The organism is Spartobacteria bacterium UBA695 (assembly GCA_002298145.1).
Classification (GTDB): Bacteria; Verrucomicrobiota; Verrucomicrobiia; order Chthoniobacterales; family Chthoniobacteraceae; genus UBA695.
On the sequence record DBMP01000023.1, the window covers coordinates 1 to 12,129 of the forward strand.

The 12,129-nt window shown below is 54.2% G+C and carries 6 protein-coding genes; 1 reads left to right on the forward strand and 5 read right to left on the reverse strand.

Annotated features, from left to right (window positions below; all coding sequences use genetic code 11):
* Nucleotides 1-42: 42 nt before the first annotated feature.
* The 5 genes from B2828_RS12530 to B2828_RS12550 are packed head-to-tail and all read right to left on the reverse strand — an operon-like array spanning nucleotide 43 to nucleotide 10,691.
* Entirely contained in the window at nucleotides 43-3,927 is a 3,885-nt protein-coding gene (locus B2828_RS12530; protein WP_479634091.1) for a FlgD immunoglobulin-like domain containing protein, read from the reverse strand.
* Between the two features lie 24 nt (nucleotides 3,928-3,951).
* Nucleotides 3,952-4,548, reverse strand: coding sequence for a hypothetical protein (locus B2828_RS12535; protein WP_479634092.1), 597 nt, complete (start codon nucleotides 4,546-4,548; stop codon nucleotides 3,952-3,954).
* A gap of 40 nt (nucleotides 4,549-4,588) precedes the next feature.
* Nucleotides 4,589-7,768 carry a hypothetical protein gene (locus tag B2828_RS12540; protein ID WP_479634093.1) on the reverse strand — a complete coding sequence of 1,060 codons (3,180 nt, stop codon included), beginning with the start codon at nucleotides 7,766-7,768 and terminating at the stop codon, nucleotides 4,589-4,591.
* A gap of 8 nt (nucleotides 7,769-7,776) precedes the next feature.
* Complete coding sequence (locus B2828_RS12545) at nucleotides 7,777-9,447, reverse strand: SGNH/GDSL hydrolase family protein (protein WP_479634094.1); 1,671 nt, start codon at nucleotides 9,445-9,447, stop codon at nucleotides 7,777-7,779.
* Between the two features lie 14 nt (nucleotides 9,448-9,461).
* Nucleotides 9,462-10,691: a Gfo/Idh/MocA family protein gene (locus tag B2828_RS12550; protein WP_479634095.1), complete on the reverse strand. Its 1,230-nt coding sequence runs from the start codon at nucleotides 10,689-10,691 to the stop codon at nucleotides 9,462-9,464.
* A gap of 486 nt (nucleotides 10,692-11,177) precedes the next feature.
* On the opposite strand from B2828_RS12550, the gene B2828_RS12555 reads away from it, so the two are divergent.
* A complete protein-coding gene (locus B2828_RS12555) occupies nucleotides 11,178-12,128 on the forward strand; it encodes a helix-turn-helix transcriptional regulator (RefSeq protein ID WP_479634096.1) in 951 nt (316 codons plus the stop codon).
* The last annotated feature ends 1 nt before the right edge of the window (nucleotide 12,129 follow it).

Consider the following 12,129-nt stretch of genomic DNA (forward strand, 5'->3'; position numbering starts at 1 on the left):
GGTACTTCCCGGATGAACCGGAAAGAGGGATTGGCAGCCGCTCTATTTCACCAAAATGCTGCCCCAATATTGAGGATACAAGCGAGACTCCGTAGCCACGTCATCCACCATGGAAGTCTGCGAATTGGTGGGGCTAAACAGATAATTGCGCGCCATGACTTGCAGCCCGCGCGCCCCTTGGCCCGACAGCAAGACCTCTGCATCCCCGACAATCTCTTTTCCTCCCGCCAAAGGAAATTCCAGCCACGAACGAGGAATAGAGAAAAACGCGATGTATCCCGTTCCATCTACATCGGGACTAAAAGTCACCGTCGCTCCGGGGACTTCGCCAACGTAATCAAAGAGGGACTCTCCGGCAGCGGGCGTAAAGTAACGCATCGGGTTCTTTTTCCCATGGGTGAATGGTTTGAAAGCGATAAGGCGCGGATGTCCTTGGATGATCGTTGCCAAAAATCGAACATCGCCCAAGACGGGCTTTTCCCGATTCCCGATGGGACCAAGACTAAGCCCCACACAATCGCCACCCTTAAATGCCATTTCCGGACTGTCGGATCCATTTTTAAAAGGCGTAGGGTGAACCACATGAAAACGCGCATAAAGGTTCTCTGCATCGTAACCCAGTTTTACGGAGGCCAAGGGCGCACCGTTGCGTTCGAGTTCACTGCTGGGGATTGATTCCCATGCCGCGACCGTCGACGTTGGGTTTTCCATCGGAACGATTTGCAAGGTTGCCCGGACTCCTTTTGACTGGACCTTGTCGTAGACCTTATCCAGGACAACAACACCGGAAACGCGCTTTTCGCCTTCGACTTTCCCCCCTTTAAATCCTTCCACTTTATAAGCACGACCCGCCGTATACGCCCACACCTCGTCGAGCTTTGGAAAGTAATGCACGCGCCCTGAAAAGGTTTCGCCCCCAAAGGTGTACGGCCCCGCGGCCCCGCCCAGGGCTGGATCGTTCATCAGTGCGTCAACAAAAAATCCATCATGAGTATAAAAGTAAATCTGCCCCCACTCGCTGCATCCCGCAATATAGCGGTCATTAACCAAGCCACCCAAAACCCAAAAGTGATACATCTCCCCAGGTTTGGCCGCATGCGTGGCCTTGCGCCCAGCCATCCACAAAAGTTTTCCCTGCGGGTCGAACTTGGCGAACTTGACCGCATTAAACCGGGAAGTGTGCCCGATCCCATCCTGCATCGACTTAGTTAACTCCGGAGTGGCATAAGGAACGTTGGTGTTAAAGCAGGTATAAATATTTCCTTCGCGATCGGCTCGCACACCGAGTAATCCCTCACGCCAATTGGTTGACATCTTGTCGCCCAGGGCCGGCAGCACCAACTCCACCACATAGCCCGCCTTGGCCAGATCCCATTGAGGAACACCTTGGGCGTCAAAACCCGTCGAGGGGACTTTGAGAATGCGATTGGCTTGCGTGGTGAAATAAAGATCTCCATTGCGGTCCATCCACATTGAACCCGTAGTAGTAGCCGGACCAACGATCTTGTTTCCGCCCACTGTTTCGAGAGTCTGTAATTCGTCGGGCTGGACTTGGTGATCCCCGTTGCGATCACTCCAAAACTCGATCCCCCGTTTGCCCTTTTTTTCATCCAACACGCGGGCATAAGCAATGGGTAATATCGAATCTCCCTTTACCCGACAAATTCCATGACACTGGCGCCCCGTGCTCGTATCCGCAACCATATACTTTATCCCATTGGCGGCCACGACGAGTTCGGGGTCATTCATGGTATCAAGAAGCAACCCGGCTGAGGGAAAGCCTGCGTTAGGGAGGTTCCAATAGGCATCAGGCATCCCTGAACCGCCTTTGTCCGGAATGCGCGCCCGGGCAAAGCCGCCGCCGACAAGCACCCTCGGATCTGAAGATATCGAGTAATAATTAGTCCTTGGATCATCGGGGTCGGGAATATTGGTGGGACCATACGAAGTGCCGCCAAACCAACGATGAATCAACGTTCCATTCTTTGCACTAAAGCGGGAGATTGGTTTGGGCAGCGATGATTCCGAGACCAAAATACCGCCTTGAGCATCCGCCGCGACTCCTGATGGATTCCTAAAACTTGACGTGTCGTACTTTCCAGCCCAGGAGCGCCCGCCCAGTTGGCCGAGGGTGCGCAATGGCTTTCCTTTTTCTGAGAAGACTTTCACCTGTTGGCTGGCACCGCAATCGGTCACATGAAGCAATCCCTCTCGATCGACCGCCACATCCCAAGGAGCCATCAGTCCCTTCTCGACAATAGCCCGTCCATCGCCCTGACCATTCCGGAATTGAAGCACACAGCCTGGGCCTCCTTCCGGAGCGGAGATCGCATAGAGGTCCCCTTTGGCATCAAGCGCTATGCCCCGTGGAGAAGCGCAGGCGATTTCTCGCAACGCGCTCCCCGTTTTTGCGTCGAAAACGCGAATTCTATTCTCCGCTCCAGCAGACACAAAAACCTCTCGGTCGCTGGCAGCCAACCCGCAAGCGGAACTGGGCTCGAACGGCGTATCGTCTGCTTTGCCTTGGGCTGGCTTCCCTTGTGCTACCGGAAGCATCGTCTGCTCAGGCCACCGCAAAAGCTTGCCGTTCGCCGCGTCCAGACGGCCCAATTCACTCCGCTCGCGTCCAACGGTAAAGTAAACGTATTTTCCGTTTGCAGCGAGGTTATAGAATGGCCCAAAACCGCCACCCACAAACGGCGTTTTGCGCCAAATCACCCGACTGTTGAAATCGGTCTTCACTAGTGCGCAACCTTCTTCCGCCCACATCCAGAGGAAATAGAGTCCCGTTGCGTCGGCCGCTACATCCACGGGGTCGCCATGATCACCGCCCCACCCGCCTTTGCCATCTTCAGTCGGGTAAGAAGGCTCGCCAGAGAGGCCAACCGTGCCCTCCCAATGGGCCTTTAGTCCCGGTGAAAGGTAGGCCGACCAATGATATTTTCCCGGCAAGAGCGGCTTGCCCCATTGGTCCAGGCCGTCCCAATGCCAGACGCTCTTTCCCGCCGGGCGCATTTCGCCACCCGTCAGTTCACGAAGCACCTCGCCATTCTCGCCCAAAATATTGAGAGAGACTTTCATTGGGGTATCCAGTGTCACCTCAATGGGAACGCCCGTTGTCTCCGCTCCGGAAACCCTCGACTCCTTGAGTAATTCATCCAGAGTCTGATGACGCGCCGCTAAATGACCGACAGGACTGAATTCCAGCCGCCCCCACTCAGATATATTCTTAAACGCAAAGGCGCCCGGGTTTTTCCGATAAATCGCCCCCACCCGCAAAGTGGTGTGATCCCAAAGAATTTCGGAAACAAACGTCATCTGCTCTCCCGGCCTGAATGGGTTCTTTCCGCCGGGTACCTTTAAAACAGACCACGGAATACGCGCTTCCATGATGTATCCGCCGTCAACCGGCTTGATCACGACCGCAGATCCGGGCGGGTTTAGGGCTCGGCCTTGATCAAAGTTGATGCCGTGGTCAATTTGCAAATAATCGAGATTCGCCTGAGTATCCTTCCATAACGATAGATGGATTACCCGGTCACTGCTTTTCACTGCATCCCGTGTGACTGGGTATGGAGTCTTCGGATCCGATACGAAGCGAAAATGGAGACAGTCCCCTCGCCAAAAAGGATCAATCGGTGAATTAGGATTCCGCAACGCGCGTCCAGGAAGCCGCACCTGGGCCGCCAGGTAAAGGGCTTCATCGTCATACATCGCCACGATGCTCGCACGAAGCCTGTCCGCCGTTTCCGCAGCGATCCATACCTCTTCCGCCGCAGAGAGATCCCAATCAGCAAGGCTCCCATCGATCACCGGAGACCCGCTTTCCGGGACGGGGACGGCAAGCATTGTGCCGTTCGACAAATCCGCACCTTGAAGCGGAAGCAGCGTCCACAGAATAAGGAGCGCGGTAGTAAACCATCTCATATGAATTGGGTTCACTCAAATTAGTCAGGGCTTTTCTTTTTGAACGAGCGTCACGTTGTCGATAAGTAGTTCGTGGGTATCACCGCCCGCCCCGTTGTCCACATAAAATACCAGTCGGAATTGGACTTTCCCGCCACGCCAATCAGCGGGCGCTTCTCCTTTCATCGGCAGTTCGATTTGGGCCCACTCCGTAGAATCAGTCCCCGACCAGCCTTGAATGGATACTGATTTTGAAACCGCTTTATCGTCGACAAAGATGAGTTCCCCTCCAACAGCGATTGCCGGTCGATTAGCAACTCCCGCCACATCTAGCTTCACGGAAAAACAACGACCGAATGCCGGATCGACATTCGTGAGATCCGTAAAGAGCCGTGCCACCGCTCGCTGCGATTTCTTGGCTTCCAAACGCACCCGACAGCATTGTTGACCGTCTTTGGCAATGCCAGCGCCGGCCTCGATCGAACACCCCGGTAAATCGGAAGCGCCAAACCACGGCTTCAGGGTTGCCTGTTCGAAGCCACCGTTTTTGGTCTCATGATCAACTAAAGCTTTATCCGCCCAGGCACCGTCGGTAGATAAGGCCAAAACTAGAACAACAAGGGAAAGGAGAAAGCGGTTCATGGTCATAAGGGATTTTTTTGGGGGGGAGAAACGCGAATGGCTAGAATGAGATGGTTCCCCACTGCGAAGGATTTACTCGCACTTCGGAGGGGAGATCGCAAACGATATCGCTTTTCTGGTCGAAATAGTAATAACGCGCCACACTGCGGCTACCGTCCGGGTCTGAAAGAATCACGCCAAAATCTCCTCGCAAAGGCAGATCTTCGTTAGGCGCTTTGTCTAGTCCCAAGTTTTTCCATGGAATACGGGCCTTTAGTCGATAGCCTTCGGCCGTTTTTTCGATCTTCACCTGGATTTCCTTTTGGATAGACACCTCGTCCACCACAGCCACGCCAGTGGGCGAGGCAAATTTCGACCTGGCTGCTGGGGCAACGTTGGGAACCACAAACCGGTAGCGCACCGCAATCGGTTCTCCATGGTAGGTGGAAAAAATCAATCTCTGGTCGCCCTCGACAGGTTCCGTTCGAGCAGGTGAGGCATTGGGATTCGTCGCAAGACGGAGATCGATCGCATCGCCTGTTTTAAAAAGCGTTTTTGGATCATCCCCGGCATTGGCGAAAGCCTCAGCCTTTTCCACATCAACGACGAGATGCAACGCTCCGGGTTGATAACCAACGGCAAAATGGGCAACCGGATTGCGCAACGGGATGCTATAATTCCTTATCTTTTCCCACCCGGTAGGAATTCCACCCATCTGCATCGCTTTCACAGGCATGGGAACTCCGGTTTGAACGGAGTCTTTCGCCTGGGCGGCCTGCTTCAAATGGATAGCCTCTCCACTGATACGGCGCAGCGAATCGAGCCCGCGGACTTCCATCACATTACTTGAATCTTTCCCTGCGATCTCCAAGATCCGACCATCCTCAGCTTTCCCCAGCCAACCGGAAAAGCATTCATCCCCCAAGCTATTCAAGTCCATGCGCAGCCCCTTGACGGCCGTGTACAGACTGCTAGTCAGCGGAACACTACGCGCATCGGCATAAAGCTGGGCGACAAATAATCCATCGGTCGTAAAGAGATAGCGCACTCCTTTGTTGCCGTTGAGTTCGAAAAGATCGCCCAGATCTCCGCCCAGCGACACCACGCCATCCACATTGAGCGTATGCTGAATGTCGCCCAAATGCGAACGCGGCGAATTATGCCCATTCGACGGATACGGGTTCGGATACGTCCACCTTACCCGCCCCTCGGGAGAGAGACTCATCAAAACATTCGAAGGATCACCTTGATTGCCTAACCCGCCACAATTAATGAGAAGATTGCCTTCCAGATCGGGCGCCGATGCGCAAATCCCTCGTTGCTGAATCTCTTTCGGCAACGGAATTCCGCGCGCTTTGTTCAACTGGTAGCGCAGAGGACCGTCACCGCTTTCCGGGGCAACAGAAACCAGTTCCTTCCCTCGCTGCGCGTAGAGCGTAAGGGTCGGCCAGGTCCGCATCGACCACGTTGCTCCAAACTTCCAATCAGGCTGAAGCGTGACTTCGGAAGGCTCTGCTTTGCCATCCCCGTTGAGATCTTGCCAAAGGAAGACTCCGGGGGAACCCGCGGCGGGCTCAGCGGCAGCGATGGCGTTGACGAAGTCGGGATAACGAACATGCCACGCCTGCCACAATGTCCGGTAAGGACCGAAAACAACACGGGGAACGAGACGGTCGTTAACGACTTCGCCAATCAAAATCGCATTCACTCCGTACCCTTCGTCATTCGTCAAATAGAGATGAGATCCTCGATAAGTGGGAGCCTGCGGGAAATGACCGTAAAAGTCGCCCTCTTTGATACTTCCCTGAGCGCGGGCCACGGACAGCGGTGGAAGGGGCAAGTCCTCATGCCCTTCGGGACGGAATAAAATCGCATTGAGCACCGAACGTTCCGGCCACGGTGAAACAGTAAACTTCATCCCTTTGTAAAATGCCTGTTTGGCATCCCGTGGGTCGAGTGCACCGCCGCCCCCATAATAAGAAGGTCCAATATTGTCACGAATCAACTTCCCATCGATTCCCCAGACGCTAATCCGCTTGGGTAAAAAGCTGTATTCCCCCACCCACACCTGATCTTTTTCGTCCACGGCCAGAGCACGAGGATGATCCATCGCCAACGGATCAAAAGCCCCTTCGTGGCGACCGCCAGGCTTGCCAATTCGACGCAGGAGCTTTCCCTCCGGAGAAAAGACCTTGATGCATTGTTCATCGGGCGCGGTATCGCTCACCAAAATATTCCCCTTTGAATCGACAGCCAGGCCAGCCGGTTGCGATAAGGGTCCCTCAATAACCCGCTGGTGGTGCCCTTCGTGCAAATCCACCCGCAACACTTCCCGCCCCACAACAGCGAGAATACCTCCATCCGGAAGCTTAACCAGCGGCCCCACACCTGGGATGATCACGTCTTTTAGGTGCGTCCCTTGGCGCGGGTCGAAGCAGGCAAGACGCCCGCGATCCGAAAGGGAAAGCACGATCCACTCGGAGGTGACTACCATCCCCTGGATGCCCGATAAATCGGCAGACGGAACCTTAATGAACGCGGGATCGTCCGCCCGAAATGATTCGCCAGATGGGTTTGGAATCCATTGATGCGTCTTGGGATTAAGCCGGTTCACCGCCAAAGAATCCTTCATCCATCCCTTCTCTCCGGCCACATACAAAATATCGCCCTCCCTCGCAATGGCGCTCGCGCCGGAGAGTCCCAGCCAAAGCGTTCCCCATTGCTTGCGGCCGTTGAGATCAAGCTCGATGATTGAGTGTCCGGCTTCCGCAATTTCCGCGCCAAAATAGATCCGGCCCCCGTCGGCATAGGCACATACAGGCCGCCCATGATCGGAAAGCCATCCGCCAGCGCCTCCAACGCGTATGCCTCTTTGGGAAGGAGTTTGAGCCGTGATCCAGGGCGGATCGCCAGGTGAGTTGAACGCGCCAATAAAATGCGTGCTTACGCCACGATGCGTGATTCCCTTCCATCGGTATTCCCCCGGCGGCACCGGCTTTCCACCATCATCCAAGCCGTCCCAAACCTCGCATTGCGCGCCCTCTTCGCGCCAAACGGAGGAAACAAGATTGCGCACTCTGCCGCCCTGGGCATCCTCAATGGCGAGCGTCACAAAGCCGGGGGCCTCCAATTGATAAGCAATCTTCTCCCCGCTGGGTACCAACGCATCTTGCGCGTCAGCACCACCGGCTATTGCAAGGAGCACCGCGCAAAGCCCAAAACCATTCCAGTTTTTAAACATCGTTAGCGTCACGGTTTCTCCTGCTTGTCCGCCACATTGCCGGGCTTAGTCGCATAGAGGAGATCGGATAGCGAATCCTCATTGCTACCAACAAGATCGATGGAAAACTGCCATAACCACGTCCGATGGTTCGCCTTGAATGCCAAAGTATTCCACCCCTTGTGAAGCGTCGCATCCACCGTCTTTGTCCGTCCCGGCTCTTTCATAATGAGACCTTGGTAACAAGGCTCACCATTCATCCACAGCGTAAGGTAGACCGCGCCCGCAAGCATCTTGGAGCCGATCCGAACCTTGACCGCACGCTCACGGTCACTATGAATCCAACGCGCCCCATATCCAGCCTCAAAATTGACGGCATGGGTAATAGCAGAAAAATCAATATTTGAAGGGTCTTCTCCTCCGAGGTAATTGCCGCTCGGGAAACAGGGCTGCCATACCCGATTTGAAGATCCATCCGCATCAGAGCAAGTAGTGAAATCGATCTGCTTTTCGATCGCATCGTCGATCGGAGTTCGCGCTTTTTGAGCTTCAAAGGTTTCACCCGCCCACTGCGGCTGAATCAGCTTCGCCGTCAGCAACCAGGGAGCCGCGATCACCCCGGTCGTTCGCCTTTCATCCTTTCCCGCGCGGCCTTCCAACACAAACTCGTTCCGTAGCCGCGAGGGCGCTCCCGTCAGCACAAATTCCCCCGAAGCTCCCTCCAGCTGTTTTGGCGTCACGCTCCATCCTTCGCCCGCCGTCAGTTTAACTTGAGGAATAGAGTCTCCATCCTGCTCCGGCCAATCGTAGCGAATTCTAAAGACAAACCGCTTTCCATCCCCTTCTGGAACCGTAGAAACAATCTCCCACGAAATGGCCGTTTTCCTGTCGAGGGCCTTTTGCATGATCGGGTTTAGCCGCTGTTCAAGCAGCCATTGCGCAACCTGCGGCTCACCCAATCCACGCAACATGGCAATAGCCGTGGCGAGGTGCCCCGCGTCGTTGGGATGCACAAAGTCGTAGCTGAGATGAAAGCCCGGATTTATCATCCGCCCCTCCTTAAGGACTTGCTTCATCGTTTCCGAAGTCGGGAGATAACAGGCCCCCAAACTTTGCGCGAGGACGCGAACCCTCTCGTTCATCTGGTCTATCAACCGATTCTTTGGTGAGGCGAGGTCCTCGGTGCAAAGCGTCACACCACCCAGCGCCAAAATCTTTGGATGCACCCGCTGCCGCAGCGCCTCAACTAATTGGCCATAATGCTCAATCCAACGGTCCAGAGCCTTCTCCGAGCCATCCAGATACGGGGCCAGAACATCGTTCATCCCCAGCATCACCACCAACACATCCGCAGGTTGATCCAGCGAGGCTTTGACTTCGACGCCTCGGACATCGAGCGTCCTCTCTGTCGTTCTCGTCGTCGCCTCAATATTTAGCCAGCCATCAAGAGGCTGGCCGCTCCCCCCCAACGCAACGAGGTCAGGCTTGCAGCCCGGGTAAACCGCTCGCAAAGCGGCCTCCATCACGTTGGCAAAACCACCCGCGCGATTCCGACTCTGGCCAGTAATACTGTCCCCGACAAATACCACACGGGCATTCCCCTCTCGCAACCCTGCCGCAGGCCCCTCCGCCGACGCTCTGCCCAGACAGCAGAACCCGGTGACCAGGGCGATCAACACCCGCCATTGTAGTTGCTTCATGAACATCGCGAAGTCTAGACCTTTGCGCACACCTCTGTGCATTCGTCAATTTCGATACCAACCGTCCGCCAAATCGGGCGAAGGTCAACCACGCGCTTCTCCTTCATCGCTTGGTCGATCCCAAAACACGTAATGGCGGACAACATCGCTTCGCGCATTCCAGCAATTGGCGGTTTCCCGTCAAGGATCGATTCAGCCAGGTACCGCGCCATAACGGCATCCCCACCAGCGTGCCCCTTCTCACCGCCTTCCTCAAAAACAATCCGAGTTTCCTCGATTTTAGAATCGAGCTCAATCGGTTGGGTCTCAATAAGACTAGTCGCAGCATCGGCACGAAGGCCGCCTTCCGTCCCGACCAGATAGAACCTTCGCTCGTGCAAGCCAGCACTGCAATTCGTATGGAACGTCGCGCGGACACCATTGGCATACTCCAGAATGGCCACTTGATTATCAACAATCTCCTGTTTCCCATCAAACGGATCGCAGCGAACCTGAGTACCGGCCATCCGCCGCTGCTCCTTCTCATCGAGACGCGCGGCCAGCGATCTATTTTCCGGAGTAAAAAAGTTTAGCCCTCCAAAGCTAGCCACCTGCACCGGCACACTTTGAACAAGCCACTGAGCCACATCAATATCGTGGCAGCATTTCTCCAAAATATGAGGCCCGGAGTTGCAGATATTACGCCGCCAATTACCATGAATGAAGGCGCCGTGGTTAAACCCTAAGGTTTCATTAAATTCAAAAGAAACGATCTTCCCGATCGCCCCGGCCTGGCTGATCTCAAAAATCCGCTGGTAAAGCGGCGCATAGCGCAAAACAAGGCCGAAGAAAAACATTTTGCCCGAAGCCTCATGCGCATCACGCATCGCAACACAGTCACTCAGCGTAGTAGCCAGCGGTTTCTCCGCAAAGACATGCTTGCCCGCCTCGAACGCCGCCACCACATGTTCCCGATGGGCGGCATTCCACGACCCAACAAATGCCCAGTTTACTTCCGGCGCATCAAGCGCTTCTGCCCACGAAGAGCATGAAACGATTTCCGCAGGCCATTCCGCCCGCGCCGCTTTAATGGCTTCCGGGTTTGGATCAAAAACCCGGATCACCACCGGTCGAGAGAGCGCTTTGAGAAGATGTGCAATAACCGTCCGGAGGCGCCCACCGCAGCCAATCGCAGCAAAAGAAAGAGGAGTGTTTGACATGGACGGATGATAATTCCTGCCGTTCAGCTTGATAATCGCATCCACGATGCAATGTTTAACATAAACGATGGATCTAATTGCTGCGAGCCTTGGTAATCGGCATAGCTATTACCTAGCCCAAGAAAAATGACACATAGAGCGCGGAATATTGATCTAAGACAAGGCGACGCACTAGGCGATTCAAAAGGCAGCAAGCCGGTCCGGGTCCAGACGGCAAAGAGATCATCATTCACAGTAAAATCCAGAAACACCAAGTCAGGCAGCCGCCAAAAAATACAATACCGAGCCGCTCGCCAATTAAAGCTCGGCGGGCAAACCTTGCGAAACTTGCATGAGCGAAACCGGATGCCCAAGTCCGTCAAAAGAAGGAAACGGATCATCATCTGATCACTCGAATTAATTATGCTGGTTGCGCGGTTATATTTCTCGTCGCCCCGAGTGAATTCGCGTTGACAGCCCCACCACTGTGCATCAGTATTTTTGTGCTTAATATAGCGATATCGGTATCATCTTTAACCCTGGCGATTAAAAATGAAAACACAATCCGCCAAAATCCCCCCGAAGAAAAACTGTCCGATATGGTCACGCGCTGGTCTTTTTTCTGATCCTGTCGACTACGAACGGGGAGAACTCGCCCTTCCCCCCATTATCCCCCAACACATTTTATTTTTTTCCAGGCATTCCAGAAACTCACTTCTCAAGCAAACATCCAAAGTTAAGCATCATCGCTTTGTAATGATTATCATCCTGGAGGGATCCGGAGATGTATGCGTGGATGAGCGCATTTTCCATTGTGAAGGCGGACACATGCTTCTTCTCTTCCCCTTCCAGTTTCACCATTATCTATCTTTTCCACAATCCGAGATCCGCTGGTTGTTCTGTACTTTCGAATTGAAGGAGCCCTCTGTTCTCGAACCCTTAAAGAACCGCCTCCGCCCGATCACGCCAAAGATTTTCGACATGATAAGGGAAATCGTCGAGGAGGTCCCTACCTCACAGCCTTACTCGCCCGAACAGGCGACCATGTTGCAACTTCGCCTTGCCCTCGTCCTGCACCAACTGCTTTGCACCGACTCTGACAGCCCAAAACCATCGCCCGCTCCCGTGGTTGGCGAAGGAGCCATTCTCCTCGATAAAGTACATCAATACATCTACAAAAACATCAGCAGAGAATTCAGCATTCAGGAACTCGCCCACCATGTCGGATACTCAGAAAGCCACCTTCGGAACCTCTTTCGTAATTTGATGCTGATGAGCTTGGGGCGGTATATCAACGAGCTCCGCTTGCGAAAAGCCACAGGTCTCCTTCACCAAGGGGATTTGAACATTTCGCAGGTTGCCGAAATGAGTGGTTATTCTTCTCTGTTTTCATTTAGCCGAGCCTTTCGGCGAGCCTTGGATTGTTCTCCAAGCAAATATAAGGAAAACTGTCGCATCGCCAGGGAAAGTCAGACAAACGGCGTCTACGAAACCAGCGGTTAAA